16 protein-coding genes are annotated in these 16706 nt (G+C 33.3%); all 16 read left to right on the top strand.

Translation table 11 applies throughout. From position 1 onward, the window contains the following. Positions 1-19 precede the first annotated feature (19 nt). The 16 genes from BFS35_RS03660 (at position 20) to BFS35_RS03585 (ending at position 16625) form a co-directional block, all read left to right on the top strand. Positions 20-274, top strand: a complete 255-nt coding sequence (locus tag BFS35_RS03660) for a hypothetical protein (RefSeq protein WP_099577744.1) — start codon at positions 20-22, stop codon at positions 272-274. A 113-nt stretch (positions 275-387) separates the two neighbouring features. Continuing rightward, positions 388-2061, top strand: coding sequence for a ribonuclease J2 (gene rnjB / locus BFS35_RS03655; RefSeq protein WP_099577746.1), 1674 nt, complete (start codon positions 388-390; stop codon positions 2059-2061). Between the two features lie 67 nt (positions 2062-2128). Then, positions 2129-4417, top strand: a complete 2289-nt coding sequence (locus BFS35_RS03650) for a DNA translocase FtsK (RefSeq protein WP_099577747.1) — start codon at positions 2129-2131, stop codon at positions 4415-4417. A gap of 10 nt (positions 4418-4427) precedes the next feature. Beyond that, a complete protein-coding gene (locus BFS35_RS03645; RefSeq protein WP_099577749.1) occupies positions 4428-5150 on the top strand; it encodes a GntR family transcriptional regulator in 723 nt (240 codons plus the stop codon). After that, on the top strand, positions 5147-6376 hold the full coding sequence (gene yfmF / locus BFS35_RS03640) for an EF-P 5-aminopentanol modification-associated protein YfmF (RefSeq protein ID WP_099577751.1): 1230 nt from the start codon (positions 5147-5149) through the stop codon (positions 6374-6376). The genes BFS35_RS03645 and yfmF overlap by 4 nt, the downstream gene beginning before the upstream one ends. Continuing rightward, positions 6373-7647 (top strand): EF-P 5-aminopentanol modification-associated protein YfmH, encoded by a 1275-nt coding sequence (yfmH, locus tag BFS35_RS03635; RefSeq protein WP_158554247.1) that lies wholly within the window; start codon positions 6373-6375, stop codon positions 7645-7647. The genes yfmF and yfmH overlap by 4 nt, the downstream gene beginning before the upstream one ends. After that, positions 7640-8350 carry an elongation factor P 5-aminopentanone reductase gene (gene ymfI / locus BFS35_RS03630; RefSeq protein ID WP_099577755.1) on the top strand — a complete coding sequence of 237 codons (711 nt, stop codon included), beginning with the start codon at positions 7640-7642 and terminating at the stop codon, positions 8348-8350. The genes yfmH and ymfI overlap by 8 nt, the downstream gene beginning before the upstream one ends. An 11-nt stretch (positions 8351-8361) precedes the next feature. Further along, positions 8362-9156, top strand: coding sequence for a DUF3388 domain-containing protein (locus BFS35_RS03625; RefSeq protein ID WP_099577757.1), 795 nt, complete (start codon positions 8362-8364; stop codon positions 9154-9156). A gap of 18 nt (positions 9157-9174) precedes the next feature. Then, entirely contained in the window at positions 9175-10029 is an 855-nt protein-coding gene (locus BFS35_RS03620; RefSeq protein ID WP_099577758.1) for a helix-turn-helix domain-containing protein, read from the top strand. Between the two features lie 37 nt (positions 10030-10066). Further along, complete coding sequence (gene pgsA, locus BFS35_RS03615; protein ID WP_099577760.1) at positions 10067-10648, top strand: CDP-diacylglycerol--glycerol-3-phosphate 3-phosphatidyltransferase; 582 nt, start codon at positions 10067-10069, stop codon at positions 10646-10648. 309 nt (positions 10649-10957) lie between these two features. Next, a complete protein-coding gene (gene recA, locus BFS35_RS03610) occupies positions 10958-12019 on the top strand; it encodes a recombinase RecA (protein WP_099577762.1) in 1062 nt (353 codons plus the stop codon). A gap of 226 nt (positions 12020-12245) precedes the next feature. Further along, entirely contained in the window at positions 12246-13805 is a 1560-nt protein-coding gene (gene rny / locus BFS35_RS03605; RefSeq protein ID WP_099577764.1) for a ribonuclease Y, read from the top strand. 133 nt (positions 13806-13938) lie between these two features. Then, a complete protein-coding gene (locus tag BFS35_RS03600; protein WP_099577766.1) occupies positions 13939-14526 on the top strand; it encodes a hypothetical protein in 588 nt (195 codons plus the stop codon). Between the two features lie 11 nt (positions 14527-14537). Then, positions 14538-15299 (top strand): hypothetical protein, encoded by a 762-nt coding sequence (locus BFS35_RS03595; protein ID WP_099577767.1) that lies wholly within the window; start codon positions 14538-14540, stop codon positions 15297-15299. Between the two features lie 7 nt (positions 15300-15306). Further along, positions 15307-16098 carry a TIGR00282 family metallophosphoesterase gene (locus tag BFS35_RS03590; protein ID WP_099577769.1) on the top strand — a complete coding sequence of 264 codons (792 nt, stop codon included), beginning with the start codon at positions 15307-15309 and terminating at the stop codon, positions 16096-16098. An 11-nt stretch (positions 16099-16109) separates the two neighbouring features. After that, positions 16110-16625 (top strand): hypothetical protein, encoded by a 516-nt coding sequence (locus BFS35_RS03585; RefSeq protein ID WP_099577771.1) that lies wholly within the window; start codon positions 16110-16112, stop codon positions 16623-16625. Positions 16626-16706: the final 81 nt, after the last annotated feature.

Below are 16706 nucleotides of genomic sequence, written 5' to 3'. Positions count from 1 at the left end.
TACAAGGAGATGAAAAGTAATGGTATTTGACAAAATTCACGTGAATGGTCAGGAATTTGAAACAGATGGTCGCTTTTCGGTAGATGAAGAACTATTAAAAATTTCAACTGCGAATGGTGATGTCGGTTTATTATTCAAACAAATTGAAGCGACAAACGAGCCTGTAGAAGTGGTTCTTTTCAAAGGTGAAACAGACCGTTACCATTCAAAGGATTTAAAATTGACACACTACACTGTAGCTGGTGGGGATTTTAAGATGGAATTACAAAAATAATTAATTGCGAGCAGAATATTCTGTTCGCTTTTTTTTATTGTTAATTAATCTGCAAATAGCTTATAATAAAGAAGTATGAATTGTACGGGCGAATGAATTTAGGAGGAAATATTTTGAACTTAGTTAAAAAAGAAAATCAACATATAAGAATGATACCTTTAGGCGGTGTCGGTGAAATTGCAAAGAACATGTATATCGTAGAAGTTGACGATGAAATGTTTATGCTGGATGCAGGGTTAATGTTTCCTGAAGATGAGATGTTAGGGATTGATGTCGTAATTCCGGATATTAATTATGTTATTGAGAATAAAGATAAGTTAAAAGGTATCTTTTTGAGTCATGGACATCAAGATGCAATTGGTGCGTTGCGTTATATTATTGATCGAGTAGATGCACCAATTTACGGTTCACGTTTAACAATCGCACTAGTTAAAGATCAGATGCGTGAAGCAAAAGTAACAAAGAAAATTAAATACTATACAGTAAATAACAATTCAATTATGCGTTTTAAAAATGTGAATGTGTCATTCTTTAGTACAACGCATAGTATTCCGGATGCACTTGGTATTGTGATACATACGTCACAAGGCGCTGTTGTATATACTGGTGAATTTAAATTTGATCAAAGTATGACTGGTAGCTATGCTCCTGACATTACAAAGATAGGGCAAATTGGAAATAAAGGTGTGTTAATGTTAATCAGTGATTCTACTGAAGCAGAGAAACCTGGTTACAATACACCGGAAAATGTTATTGAAAGTCACATCGTTGATGAATTTGCTAAAGCACAAGGACGTATTATCGTATCTTGTTATGCATCAAACTTCATACGTATTCAACAAGTCCTAAATGCTGCAGCGCGATTAAACCGTAAAGTTTCATTCTTAGGTAAATCTTTAGAATCATCATTTAATATTGCACGTAAATTAGGATATTTTGATATTAAAGAACAACTATTAATACCAATAAAAGATGTTGAGAAATATCCGAAAAATGAACTGATCATCATTTCTACTGGCTCTCAAGGTGAACCGATTGAAGGATTAGCTCAGATGGCTTTACAAAAACACAACATTTTAAATATTGAAGAAGGCGATACAGTGTTTATTACAACGACGCCATCTTCAAATATGGAAGTTATTCTCGGATCAACAATTAATCACCTTGTTAAAGCAGGTGCAAAAGTGATTCCAACGAATAAGAAGATTCATGCTTCAGGACATGGATGTATGGAAGAGCTAAAATTAATGCTGAACTTAATGAAACCGACATACTTCGTACCGGTACAAGGTGAATTTAAAATGCAGATTGCGCATGCAAAACTTGCTGCTGAAGCGGGTGTGCTACCGGAACATATTTTCTTACTTGAAAAAGGTGATGTCATCAATTATGACGGAGAACGTATGATAGCCAATGAGAAAGTACCAGCAGGAAATGTTCTGATAGATGGTATTGGTGTTGGCGATGTAGGTAATATCGTTTTACGTGATAGACGTTTATTAAGTGAAGATGGTATTTTCATCGCTGTTGTAACACTTGACCCTAAAAATAGACGTATCGTAGCTGGACCACAGATTCAGTCACGTGGCTTTGTTTATGTACGCGAAAGTGAAGATTTAATGCGTGAAGCTGAAGAAAAAGTACGTGAAATTGTTGAGCTAGGCTTAATGCAAAATCGTATTGAATGGTCTGATATTAAGCAGGAAATGCGTGATAAATTAGGTAAATTTTTATATGAAAATACGAAACGTCGCCCTATGATCATTCCGGTTATCTCAGAAATTTAAAGATAATAAACAAATGAACAAGCTAACTTTAGCTTGTTTATTTGTTTATATGAAGCAGGTGAAATGAATGGCAGTGAAGAAGAAAACGACCAGAAAGAAAAAAACAAATAAAAACAAAAGTAATGAACCATATCGTTTTATTATTTCTATTTTGTTCATTGCGATGCTGTTTTTAGGTGTTTTTCATTTTGGATTATTAGGTGTAGGCATAGACAGTGTAATGACATATATTTTCGGTTCAGCTCGTTTTTATGCATATATTTTACTCATACTCATAACAATTTATTATGCTGTAAATAATAAATGGATTCCTATCAATCGTCGTGTTAACGGCTGGTTATTGTTATTAATTAGTACTCCATCTTTTATGCAGGTGATCCAGCATTTTTTACATGGAAAATCAGTTACACCTGTTTTTGATAAAATCTTTGAATTACAGTCTAAGTCGGGTCTTCATTTTTTCGGAGGCGGTTTAATTGGTTTTCTATTTGATTCAGTCTTTTCCACGCTATTAAGTGTATTTGGCGCTTTCATATTATCTATAATTATGATTATTTTAAGTATCGTTTTGATATTAGGACGATCTATACGTAATACAGCGCAGAAATTTCTGCTTTATCAAGTTGATAAAACGAAAGATCTTTCAAGGCAGGCAAAAGTTCAATTAGAACAAAGAAAACAAAGAAAAATGGAACAAACGGTCAAAGATGTTTCTGATTTGCCAGAAATTACTGCAATTGAAGTTGAATCTGAGGACTATCCTGAAGACGAAATACCAATATATGACGGCAATCAGGCAGTAGCACTTCAAAATGATCAGGAACATGTTGAAGCAGTACGTCAAAATAGTAATTCTGAATCTGAAACTTTTGATACGAGTCAAGATGAATTTTCAACACAAACTGATGCCACTGAACAAAGTGAAACAAGTGAAATGGAGAACGAAGATTATGATCTACCTCCTATAACATTACTTTCTCCGGCAACTGACAAAGCAAAATCAAATATGCAGGCAGTAAAAAAGCGTGGTCAATTACTGGAAACAACATTGAAGAATTTTGGTGTGAATGCTAAAGTATCACAGATCAGAATAGGTCCAGCTGTAACACAATATGAAGTGCAACCAGCGATGGGTGTAAAGGTTAGTCGTATTGTGAATCTTCATAATGATATTGCTTTAGCGCTTGCCGCAAAAGATATAAGAATAGAAGCACCGATACCGGGTAAATCTGCAGTAGGTATTGAAGTACCGAATAGTTCTACTTCAATGGTCACGTTAAGAGAAGTGATTGAAGCTTCACCTGTTGAAGAAAATAAGTTGAAAGTTGTACTCGGTCGAGATATCAGTGGTGAAGCAATTACTGCAGAACTTGATAAAATGCCTCATTTACTTGTTGCAGGAGCAACAGGTAGTGGTAAGTCTGTATGTATTAATGGCATTATCACAAGTATTTTGATGCATGCTAAACCACATGAAGTGAAATTAATGATGATTGATCCTAAAATGGTGGAATTAAATGTTTATAATGGTATCCCTCATCTATTAACGCCAGTCGTAACAAATCCACAGAAGGCTGCTCAAGCTTTACAGAAAATTGTAGGCGAAATGGAAAGACGTTATGATCTTTTTAGTCATACAGGAACACGTAATATAAAAGGATATAATCAATATTTACGACGTCAGAATGCAGAACTTGGAGAGAAAAATGCAGAACTACCCTATATCGTTGTAATCGTTGATGAGCTTGCAGATTTAATGATGGTCGCAAGTAAAGATGTTGAAGCAGCAATTATGCGTATCGCACAAATGGCACGTGCAGCTGGCATTCATTTAATTATTGCCACACAAAGACCATCTGTTGATGTCATTACAGGTCTGATAAAAGCGAATATTCCTTCTCGTATTGCATTTAGCGTTAGTTCAGCAGTTGATTCTAGAACGATTTTAGATATGCAGGGTGCTGAAAAACTACTTGGTAAAGGTGATATGTTATACCTGCCCTATGGCGAATCAAAACCTAAACGTATTCAGGGCGCATTTCTTTCTGATAAAGAAGTTGAAGATGTAGTAAACTTCGTCTGTAAACAACAATCAGCAAACTATATTAAGTCACTGGAACCAACAGAAGAACTTACTCAAAAAGGTGAATCTGAAGATGAACTTTATCTGGAAGCTTATCAATTTGTCGTTGAAAAACAAAAAGCATCAGCAAGTCTATTACAACGACAATTTAGAATTGGTTATAATAGAGCTGCAAGGCTAATTGATGAGCTAGAAGCAAATGGTGTTATAGGACCAAGTACAGGAAGTAAACCTAGAACGGTATTAATTGAAAACAATGAAATTGTAGAATGAGGTGGAGTACATGTCTGTAAATAGAGATGTCGTCTTTATTAAAGATTGGATTTTAGAACAGATAAATTCAGGGAAATTTGAATTGCATCGACCTTTACCATCGCAATACGAAATATCTCGCATGATTGATCGTTCGAGAGATGATATTGAACTAGCCTTTCATGAATTAGTGACAGAACAAATTATTTCAGAACATTTTCAGGAAGGTTATTATATTAAGTCCAAACCAATATTTTTCTATCCAATTGATGAACTCAAAAGTATAACGAGTATGATAGAAGAGGGAGGACAATCGGCAGGCACATTGATGATAAGTCATGATATTGAACAACCTTCTATTGATGATAAACGCATATTAAATATCGTGGATGAGCGCGACATTACAGTTATCGAACGTATCAGAACGGCAAATAATGAGCCGATCGTATATTGCTTAGATAAGATTGTTGCAGCACCCTTAAACGGTGGACACGATATATTAACCCATTCATTATTAGAAATTATGGATCGTACCGATGGACTTAAAATTGTGTATGCTGAAAGTGAAATTGAATCAATTGCATATGAACCATATATTTCTAATGCGTTGCAATGCACACCAGAAGAAAGCCTATTATTATTTAAACAAATTCATTTTAATGCTCAAGATGAACCCGTATTATATTCATTGAATTATTTTAAATCGAGTCAGGTACAATTCGTTATACAAAGAAAAGTTAGGAGTATTCTATGACAATTAATTTATTGAACACAGACAAATTTAAAACAGTGTCTATCGTGCTAAAATTTAAAGCGCCGCTTGATATTGAAACGATGAGCAGGAGAGCAATTTTATCTAAACTTATTCAAAAGACAACTGCAAAATATGCTGACGAACAGGCAATGATAAATCATCTTGCATATTTATATGGTGCACATCTCTATAGTCATGTTATAAAACAAAACAATGCCCATGTATTAACAGTAGGTATCGATATTATTAATGATAAATATCTGAATGATGAAGACTTATTAGAAAAAGCATTTCAATTATTATACGAGGTCATATATGCACCTAATGTAGAAGACGAATCATTTCGTGAAGATTTATTAGCTACTGAAAAACATCTATTTAAAAATAAGTATGATGCTATAAAAGAGAATTTAGGCCAATATGGTTTTTATCAGTTATTAAAAACAATGTTTGAAGATGAGTCGATGCGTAATCCAAGTTTTGGAGATATACAAAATTTAGAGCTTGTTACAGGCGAAGAAGTTTATCAAGCATATAAATCTATGTTAATGGATGATGAAGCACACCTTTATATCGTTGGAGATGTAGATGAATCGAGAGTTGCTAAACTAGCAAAAGAATACCTGGATTTACCCGAAAACAAAATTGATCTAAAACCGGTAAATTTAAAGGATATTCATACACCTCAGACAGTTGTTGAACACATTGAGACGAAACAAGCACGTATAAATATGGGCTATAAGCTAAATGTTAAACATCCCGAGAAAAGCTACTATGCTTTTATTTTACTTAATCAAATATTTGGTGGTGATCCATCAAGCCTATTATTTACAAATGTTCGAGAAAAATTAAGTTTAGCTTATCAAATACATAGCCAGATTGATGCAAGAAGCGGTATGTTATATGTACTCTCTGGTGTTAACCAGGATAAACGTCAGCAGGCGATTGACACGATCAATGATGAATTTGAAAAGATTAGACAAGGTGACTTCGATAATGAACTATTGAATACGGCGAAACGTATGATTATTAATCAGAAGAAAGAATCTATGGATCGACCGAAAGGCTTTGTAGAAATTGAGTTTTCTAATACGTTTGGCGCACACGTCGATGAAGGTGAATGGATAAAAGGTATACAGGCAATAACGAAAAAAGATATTATAGATGTTGCACACACAGGGGCTTTACATACTGTGTATTGTTTAACAAGCGAGGGAACAGAATGAAACAAACTTATTATAAAGCAATAGATGAAACATTATTTGAAACAGTTTTAGATAATGGCATGCAGCTATTTATTATTCCAAAAAAAGGGTTTCAGAAATCGTATGTCACAATGACAACAAAGTATGGTTCTATACATAATGATTTTGTTAGACAAGATGGAACGAAAGTACATATGCCAAAAGGTATTGCACATTTTCTTGAACATAAAATGTTTGAGAAAGAAGATGGGGATATGTTTAACGCATTCTCAAAATATGGTAGTTCTGCCAATGCATTCACTTCATATGACCGAACAAGTTATTTATTTACTACTGTTGAATCATTAAAAGAAAATATTAAATTATTAGTAGATATGCTACAAACACCATATTTTACAAAAGAAAGTGTAGAAAAAGAAGTAGGTATCATTGCTGAAGAAATTAAAATGTATCAGGATCAGCCTAATTATCGCCTGTATTATCAGACTTTAAAAGCAATGTATCATACACATCCAGTACGTGTTGATATTGCAGGTACAGTTGAAAGTATCAATGAGATTACTGATCAAACTTTATATGACTGCTATAATACATTCTATCATCCAAAGAATATGGTGATGTTTATTGTAGGAAATGTTGAGCCAATTGAAATGACCGACTATATTAACAGTATTATCAAACCATTTAATACATTTCAGCCAGTCAATATATTACCTTTTGAAGAACCTGAAAGTGTAGCAGTTAATGAGGTTAAGTCGATTGATAATGTGCAGATGGATAAATTAATGCTTGGTATTAAAACAGATAATTTTAAAAGTACAGATAACTTAATATTAACTGAACTCAAGATACTATTTGCTTTAGATATGCTTTTTGGAGAACAAACAGATTTTTATCAGTCACTGTTGAAAGATCAATTAATAGATGATTCTTTCGGATTTAATTTTACGATAGAGCCAACTTTCTCACATATGTTTATAGCGGGTGCCACTCGCGATGCTGAAAGATTAAAACAACGTATAATCAGTCAATTATATAACTTTGACTTATTAAACGACCAAAAAGCCTTTGATTTAATTGTCCGTCAAACCATCGGTGAATATGTTTCAAGCATGAATAGCCCTGAATATATTGCGAATCAGTTTACACGATATTTCTTCAATGATGTTATATTATTCGATATTCTGCCACTTTTAGAACAACTGACATTAGCTGAGTGCATTGAAACTTATAAAAGTACATTAAATAATGCTCATATTACGGATAGTAGAATTGTGAAGCGCAATGGGTAAATATCTCGTTATTGGAGCAAGTGGTGATATAGGCAAACAAATAACACATGATTTGTTACTGAAAGGACATGAAGTCATTGCGCATTATAATAATACGGACATTACTGCTTTACAAAATGAATTTCAAAATGAAGCAATAAGTTTTGTTCAATTTGATCTAAGTAAACCGCTTTATGAAAATCCATTACAGAATTGGATGACAAGTTACCTGGATGGTATGATATATGCAGCAGGAACTGCTTATTATGCACCTATACAAGAGGTGACAACAGAAGCTATGGATGCTCAATATCATATTCACTTTTCAAATCTTGTAAAGTTAACTCAATTTGTATTGAGTGGCATGCAAAGTAATGATCATGGTCGCATTGTTGTAATCAGCTCGATTTGGGGAGAAACAGGCAGTGCAACGGAATCCATCTATAGTGGTATGAAAGCAGCACAAATTGGATTTATTAAATCTATTGCGAAAGAACTTATACAAACAAACATTACAGCAAATGTTGTAACACCCGGTGTAGTTAATGGTAAAATGACATTACAATTAGATGAAGAAGATATACAATTATTATTATCACAATTACCACAACAAAGGCTCATTTCACCGAAAGAAATTAGTCATGCTGTATTGTATTTACTAGATGATTTATCACAATCTATTACGGGTACAGTACAAAGCGTGAATGGTGGTTGGTATATATAGGGGGTTTGTTAATGACAGCACTTCATGAAACGAAAGAATGGTATCTTGAATATGAAATTAAGATTAACAGAGCTGGTTTACTTGGAGATGTTTCAAGTTTACTTGGCGTACTCGGAATCAGTATCATTACAATCAATGGTGTTGACCAAGGTGTCCGTGGATTGTTAATTAAAACGGATGATCTTGAAAAAGTAACGCGTTTTGAAAATATTATCAGTCAGTTAGAAGATATTGAAATTATTAAATTACGTAAACCATTATTACAGGATCGTTTGGCAGTACGACATGGACAGCATATTGAAAGAGATAATAAAAATAAGCATACCTTTAAATTTGTGCGTAAAGATTTAGGTATCCTTGTAGATTTAATGGCTGAGTTATTTAAGCAGGATGGTAACCAGGTGATTGGAGTGCGAGGGATGCCACGTGTAGGAAAAACAGAATCTGTTGTAGCTGCAAGTGTTTGTGCACATAAGAAGTGGTTATTTATTTCTTCTACGATGATTAAACAAACCGTTCGTAATAAATTGTATAAGGGCGAATATGACGATAAACATATATTCATTATAGATGGTGCTTTGACAATCAAACAGAACGCTGAACATCTTAATCTTGTAAGAGAAGTTATGTCATTACCAACAACAAAAGTTATAGAGCATCCAGATTTATTTGTACAGAAAACAGATTACACATTAGAAGATTTTGATTACATTATAGAATTACGTGAAACAGAAGATCAGGAAATTACGTACGAAAAGTTATCAAAGAACAGTTTATTTGATAATGACGAATTTGCGTTCTTTTAAGCCGTAAAGGGGGCAATTATGAAACCAATCGGACAAATATTACGTTCAAAACGTGAATCGTTAGGTATGACGTTAATAGATTTAGAGAAAAAAGTGAAGATACAAAAGAAATACATAGAAATGATTGAGAAAAATGAATTTGATCGTTTGCCCAATCCTGACTATACACGAGGGTTTATAGAGAAATATGCAAAAGCAGTTAATTTAAATGCTGAAAATCTATTGAACGAACATCAAAATGAATTACCAACTAGAAAATTAAGTGCTAAAGAAGCAAGCAAACAGATTAAAAGTACTCAAACAACACAAAGTACAGATCATAGTGTTCAAAAATTATTAGCATGGCTGTTAGGGATTATTCTTATGATGTTTTTAATTTGGCTTATCTTTTCACAGTTTATCTTCATTGATAAAAATAGTGAGTGGCAGGCAGAAGATATCAATAAGAGCCGTAATGTTAAAGTTGAAAAAAAGACAGAAGAAAAACCTGTTGCATCTAAAACAGAACAATCAACAAGTGATAAACAAAAAGAAAAAGATAATGCTAAAGTAGAAGCGTCGACTAAATTAACCTATAAAAACTTTGATGGTGCAAACTTAGCATATGAAGTAGAATCAACAGAACCGTTAAAGCTTAGGATAGATTCTAAAATACCAACATGGGTACAAATCTATGATGATAAAAAGAAAAATTATGCATATAAAGAAATGAAGAAAGAAACATTTGAAATCGATGAAAAAGTTAAAAGTATCACGTTAATATCAGGGAACTCAACTTCGATGGAAGTATACATTAACGATAAGAAGGTATCTGTACCAAAAGAAGCAGATAATTTAATTACAAGAACATATTTCTTTAAAGTTTTACAATAAAAAATTGATTTAAACTAATAAGTAAAGGAAGTTAATCATGAATATACCAAATCAAATTACAGTTGCGCGCGTTTTGCTTATACCTGTATTTCTAGTGTTTTTACTAGCAGATTTTAATATGGGGAAAATGAGCTTTTTAGGTAGTGACACAATGCGTATTGAACAATTTATTGCAGCATGTATTTTTATCTTCGCATCACTGACAGACTGGATTGACGGCTATTTAGCAAGAAAATGGCAGCTTGTAACGAATATGGGGAAATTTTTAGATCCGTTAGCTGACAAGCTACTTGTATCAAGTGGATTGATTGCTTTAGTAGAACTTGGATTAATTCCATCCTGGATGGCCATTGTGATTATTGCAAGAGAATTTGCAGTTACTGGTTTACGTTTATTACAAATCGAGCAGGGGTTTGTTTCTGCTGCAGGCCAATTAGGAAAGATTAAGACTGCAGTAACGATGTTAGCAATGACTTTATTATTGCTTAATGAGCCATTCAATCAGATGATTGGTTTCAAGCTGGGTAATCCATTGATGTATATCGCTGTATTTTTCACTATTTTGTCTGGTATTGAATATTTTTATCATGGCAGAAACGTCTTTAAAAATTCTAAATAATATTAAGGGCTAAGTCTATCTTAGCTCTTTTTTTCTAAAATTTTACTTTATTCAAAAATAATTAAGGATAATCCCAGAAATTATAGTGTTTGTTCCCATTTTTAAGGGAATTATAAAAAAAATACAAACATGCGTTCGCTTTTTGCTTGCTAAATTAATAAATAATCAGTATAGTATTACTTGTAGTGAGTAATGAAGTTACGATATAAATATTTGAAATAGTGTTATAAATGTAAGTGATAATATTAGTAGCAAATGAGTAACATAAAACAACAAACAACGATTGTAATTATAGGAGGACTCGAATATATGAGTGAACGTCAACAAGCTTTAGATACAGTAATTAAGAATATGGAAAAATCTTTTGGTAAAGGTGCGGTAATGAAACTAGGAGAAAATGCTACACGCAATGTGTCAGCAGTTTCTTCTGGATCGATTACACTGGATAATGCTTTAGGGATAGGCGGATATCCTAAAGGACGTATTATCGAAATATATGGACCAGAGAGTTCTGGTAAAACAACAGTTGCTTTACATGCGATTGCTGAAGTACAGAAACAAGGTGGTATTGCAGCATTTATCGATGCAGAGCATGCACTTGATCCCGTTTATGCACAAAAACTAGGTGTAGATATTGATAATCTTTATTTATCACAACCTGATCACGGTGAACAAGGTTTAGAAATCGCAGAAGCATTTGTACGTAGTGGTGCTGTCGATATTATCGTAGTCGATTCAGTCGCTGCATTAACGCCTAAAGCTGAGATTGAAGGGGAAATGGGAGATTCTCATATGGGTCTTCAGGCGCGTTTAATGTCTCAGGCATTACGTAAACTTTCAGGTGCAGTCTCTAAATCAAATACGATTGCAATATTCATAAACCAAGTGCGTGAAAAAATCGGTGTTATGTTTGGAAATCCTGAGACAACACCAGGTGGTCGTGCACTAAAATTCTACTCTTCAGTACGTTTAGAAGTACGTCGTGCAGAACAGTTAAAGCAAGGTCAGGATATTGTAGGTAACCGTACTAAGATTAAAGTTGTTAAAAATAAAGTAGCACCACCATTTAAAGTTGCAGAAGTGGATATTATGTATGGTCAAGGTATTTCTCGCGAAGGTGAAATGGTTGATTTAGGTGCAGAGTATGAAGTTCTACAAAAATCAGGCGCATGGTATTCGTATGAAGGTGAACGTATTGGACAGGGACGTGAGAACATTAAAACATACTTACGTGAAAATCCGGAAGTTCGTGACGAAATTGATATGAAGATTCGTAAAGCGATGGGCATCGGTGAAGATAAAGATGCAGTTAAAACTGAAACTACGGAAGCACCCCCAGCAGATGATTTGTTTGATGATGAATTAGTATAATATTTCGAATCCGAATAATATGTTATGAAACAAAATAACATGTTATTCGGATTTTTGTAATATTTCAACAATTAATTAAATATACGTTAAATTATTTTCTACTTATCTTGACACGCTTAACTTATTAAACGTACAATTAATTTGTATATGAAATAAGTGGTATTTTATTTCTGTACTAAAGTCTTATGTGTACTAGATGAAAAAAAGCAAATAAGGAGGTGTTTATGTGGAACTATTAACCCTCTTATACATTTTGCTTGGAATAATTCTAGGTGTTGGTGTAGGGTATGTATTAGCAAAAAACAGCTTAACTAATCAGCAAAATCAAGCGCGTACAACTGCTGAACATATTATTAGTGAAGCAAACAAAGAAGCTGAAAGTCTTAAAAAGGAAAAATTACTTGAAGCTAAAGAAGAGAATCAAGTAAGAAGTGATCGTTTAGAAGCAGAGTATAAAGAACGTCGTTCAGACCTTGCAAGACAAGAAGCAAGACTACTTCAAAAAGAAGAAAACTTAGATCGTAAAAGTGAACTTTTAGATAAAAAGGATGAACTTTTAGAACAAAAAGAATCTAAAATTGAAGAAAAACAACAACATGTAGATGCGTTAGAGCAAAGTGTCCAAGACATTATAGTAAAACATGAACAAGAATTAACACGCATCTCCGGACTGACGCAAGAAGAAGCAAAACAGGAAATCATTGATCAAGTTGAAGATGAATTAACACATGACATTGCTGTTATGGTGAAAGAAAAAGAACAAGAAGCAAAAATGCTGGTTGATAAAAAAGCAAAAATGGTACTTGCAACTACAGTTCAACGTTTAGCAGCAGAACATACTTCAGAATCAACTGTATCAGTAATTAACCTTCCAAATGATGAAATGAAAGGTAGAATTATCGGTCGTGAAGGTCGAAATATTCGTACATTAGAAACGTTAACAGGTATTGATTTAATCATTGATGATACACCTGAAGCGGTCATTTTATCTGGATTCGACCCAATTAGACGCGAAATTGCTAAAACAGCATTAGAAGCTTTAGTTTCAGATGGAAGAATTCACCCTGGACGTATTGAAGAGATGGTTGAAAAAGCGCGTAAATCTGTTGACGAAATTATTCGTGAAGCTGGGGAAGCAGCGACTTTTGAACTTGGTATACATAATTTACATCCAGACTTAGTGAAGATTTTAGGACGCATGAAGTTCCGTACGAGTTATGGACAAAATGTGCTGAAACATTCTATTGAAGTAGCACATTTATCAGGAATGCTTGCAGCTGAACTTGGTGAAGATATTACTTTAGCAAAACGTGCAGGATTATTACATGATATCGGTAAAGCGATTGACCATGAAGTTGAAGGATCACATGTTGAAATTGGTGTGGATTTAGCGAAGAAATATCGTGAACATCCTACAGTAATTAATGCAATTCACTCACATCATGGGGATATTGAACCGAATAGTGTTATCTCAGTACTTGTCGCAGCAGCTGATGCGTTAAGCGCAGCAAGACCTGGAGCAAGACGAGAAACATTAGAGAATTATGTAAGACGTCTTGAACGATTGGAACAAATCTCTGAAAGTTATGATGGCGTTGAAAAATCATTTGCGATTCAAGCTGGGCGCGAGATTAGAATTATCGTTTCACCAGAAGATGTCGATGATTTAAAAGCACATCGTATCGCGAGAGATATTAAAAATCAGATTGAAGAAGAATTACAATATCCTGGTCATATTAAAGTGACAGTCGTCAGAGAAATGCGTGCGATTGAATACGCGAAATAATAATAACAATTTAAACAACGCTTATAGCCGAATGGTTTTAAGCGTTGTTTTTCTTTGCTTAAGGTAAATAGTATCTATAATGGAAATATATTATAATTAAATTATTCATATGCTAGAGAGGAAGATGAGGTTGATGGATACATATTATAAAGAAGAGATTACACAAACCATATTACCATTATATGCATTATTTTTTGATGCATTACCAAATGATATTGGTATAAGTATTCAAATGAATATCGATTTAACAGATTTGTCTGATCACTTTGAATCTTATTGCTCTTATGAAGGATACACTGCTTTTTCCAGGATGAAGGAGACATCGATTAAAGCGCAAAAGAATGCTTTAAAATCCATTAACCATCCTCTGCATGATTTACTTAAGTTATATGAGCAACCAGATATAAAGTCGAAGTTACAACAAGTTACGGATAATGATAGCGATACAACATTACAAAGTAAAATGGAGCAAAATAATGATATCATCAATAAATATTTTTTTGATGCAAACCAAAAGAGTGAAGTGATTAAAAATCATCATGATAATCTAATAAATAAACAATTAAGTGAACTTAGTGAAAATAAAAGAGAGGTCTTCATTCATTTACCACCCATCAATAAAAGAAATATTCATATTTTAACTTCGATTTTCTGCGGGAAATATACAGCTATTCAATTCGCCTTTGCAGGTGATAATATTATAGGTATACATATTGTATAAGGAGTGAAGCGATGGAAAAACGTGTAAAGATTTATTTATGTATAGCTGCAATATTAATTTTACTATCTTTATTACCGCTCCTTGAAGCTTACAAACTTCATTCAAACAGACAAAGTGCAAACAATGAAAGATTATTAACGGAACTAACGATTGATAATAAGAATATTACTGAAGTCAATGCCGCTGATAATATTAATGTGGATATGATTAGTGTTGAACATATATTTATTGATGATAAAGGGAAAGAAATAGTTGCGCATAATATGGATGAATATAAAAAATTAATGAAAAAAAGCGTTAGTTATTCTCGAATGTATCAGATAGATGATCAGACTTTACAGATTACAGAGAATATCAATAAAAAACGTGTGAGTGAAATTTTGATAAATAAGAAGAAAGTAAATATAAATATTAAAACGATTCAACAATTAAATAATCATTATGTGAATACTCCCTTAATCTTTGAAAAGAAAATAGCGACTGGTGAAACATTATTAATGATAATGCAGCAGCATAAAGAAGATATTCGATATATCGGTTTACAAAGTCATGATGACAATACAGTAGGTAAAACGACGCTTGATGCGATTGATTTAGATGGCGTATGGAATAACAGAATCAATTTAGTTGGTTTCACTACATTACCTAAACAGCACTTAAGTCATTATTTTTTTCATCTTTTTATATTTTATCCATTGCTCACATTGATTCTAGGACTATTTTTATGTTATATATGTTATTTAAGAGTGAAAACAACACGAGTGAAAGAATGAGGAAGCTATGAGACTATTATTTATTGGTGATGTTGTAGGAGCTATCGGGAGAGACATGTTAGCAGAATATTTACCACAACTGAAGAAAAAGTATGGGCCGAATATAACGATTGTTAATGGTGAAAATGCAGCACATGGTCGAGGGATTACAGAAAAAATATATAAGGAAATGATGACTTTAGGTGTAGACTGCGTAACGCTCGGCAATCATACGTACGGCCAGCGTGATAGTTATGAACTATTAGATAGTGATGTAAAGATGATACGTCCCGCAAACTATCCGGATGATAATCCTGGAAAAGGAATGCAGATTATCAAATTTAATGACAAAAAGATTGCTGTTATCAATTTGCAGGGGCGTGCATTTATGCAGCAGATTGATTGTCCATTTAAAAAGTTCGATATACTTTATGAAACTGCGAAAAAAGAAACAGATTATATCTTTGTTGATTTTCATGCTGAGACGACAAGTGAAAAAGGAGCATTTGGATATTATGTGGATGGACGTGCAAGTGTTGTTGTAGGTACACATACACATATTCAGACAAGTGATAACCGAATTCTTGATAAAGGTACTGGTTTTATCACTGATGTTGGTATGACTGGTTATTATGATGGTATTTTAGGCATAAATAAAGATGAAGTCATCCATCGCTTTTTAACGTCGATGCCTGTTAAACACGTCGTCCCGGAAAAAGGAAGAGGTGTGTTAAGTGGTGTTTTTGTAGAGTTTAAAGCAGATGGGACAACGAAGAAGATAGAAAGAGTATTAATTAATCAAGATAATCCATTGAAATAGGAGAGGAAAAAATGTTTAGTAAGAAAAATGATAAACCATTTTTAAATAAAAGAGATCAAATCAGTTATACAGACGATTCACTTGATTTTTATAACTATGCTGAAGCCACGTTATTTGATAAGAATGTTATACTCACATTCAAACAAATTACACCAGTAGGCACTGTTAAACAAAGAAAACTTGTTATGTCAGGAATTGTGGCAAAGGTCATTGCTGAGACTTTTATTGAGCCACTAAAAGATTACAAAAAATTTGAAGGTGAAATTGATAGATATAATGTAGATTTCTATAATACACATGATAATGACATACAAACATTAGACGAAACATTATTATATATTCATGATTTTGAAGTAGCTTTCAGTCAAATCGCATTCCTATTACAATTCGAACAGGATACTGCTTTTGAAGATGTATATTATGAAGCATTTATTGTTAATCCAGAACTTGCAGTTTATCTTAAAGACATCCTGGATGATGTAGTCAATCAATACGAAGATAATTTTGGTGAAATTGAATTAGATTAACCGTATCGGCCATTCGACTGATTTTTTATTGAAGAACCACTTGTCTATGTTAAGACAAGTGGTTCTTTGTTATATTATAAT

Origin of the sequence: Macrococcoides goetzii, assembly GCF_002742385.2 — a bacterium.
Classification (GTDB): Bacteria; Bacillota; Bacilli; order Staphylococcales; family Staphylococcaceae; genus Macrococcoides; species Macrococcoides goetzii.
This window is presented reverse-complemented; position numbering and strand designations above follow the sequence as displayed.

Excerpts from the sequence above, each read along its gene's own strand:
- BFS35_RS03590 (WP_099577769.1), top strand. The coding sequence starts at position 15,307 with ATGAGACTATTATTTATTGGTGATGTTGTAGGAGCTATCGGGAGAGAC.
- BFS35_RS03620 (WP_099577758.1), top strand. The coding sequence starts at position 9,175 with ATGAAACCAATCGGACAAATATTACGTTCAAAACGTGAATCGTTAGGT.
- yfmH (WP_158554247.1), top strand. The coding sequence starts at position 6,373 with ATGAAACAAACTTATTATAAAGCAATAGATGAAACATTATTTGAAACA.
- recA (WP_099577762.1), top strand. The coding sequence starts at position 10,958 with ATGAGTGAACGTCAACAAGCTTTAGATACAGTAATTAAGAATATGGAA.
- BFS35_RS03645 (WP_099577749.1), top strand. The coding sequence starts at position 4,428 with ATGTCTGTAAATAGAGATGTCGTCTTTATTAAAGATTGGATTTTAGAA.
- BFS35_RS03600 (WP_099577766.1), top strand. The coding sequence starts at position 13,939 with ATGGATACATATTATAAAGAAGAGATTACACAAACCATATTACCATTA.
- pgsA (WP_099577760.1), top strand. The coding sequence starts at position 10,067 with ATGAATATACCAAATCAAATTACAGTTGCGCGCGTTTTGCTTATACCT.
- yfmF (WP_099577751.1), top strand. The coding sequence starts at position 5,147 with ATGACAATTAATTTATTGAACACAGACAAATTTAAAACAGTGTCTATC.
- BFS35_RS03585 (WP_099577771.1), top strand. The coding sequence starts at position 16,110 with ATGTTTAGTAAGAAAAATGATAAACCATTTTTAAATAAAAGAGATCAA.
- ymfI (WP_099577755.1), top strand. The coding sequence starts at position 7,640 with ATGGGTAAATATCTCGTTATTGGAGCAAGTGGTGATATAGGCAAACAA.
- BFS35_RS03595 (WP_099577767.1), top strand. The coding sequence starts at position 14,538 with ATGGAAAAACGTGTAAAGATTTATTTATGTATAGCTGCAATATTAATT.
- BFS35_RS03625 (WP_099577757.1), top strand. The coding sequence starts at position 8,362 with ATGACAGCACTTCATGAAACGAAAGAATGGTATCTTGAATATGAAATT.
- BFS35_RS03660 (WP_099577744.1), top strand. The coding sequence starts at position 20 with ATGGTATTTGACAAAATTCACGTGAATGGTCAGGAATTTGAAACAGAT.
- BFS35_RS03650 (WP_099577747.1), top strand. The coding sequence starts at position 2,129 with ATGGCAGTGAAGAAGAAAACGACCAGAAAGAAAAAAACAAATAAAAAC.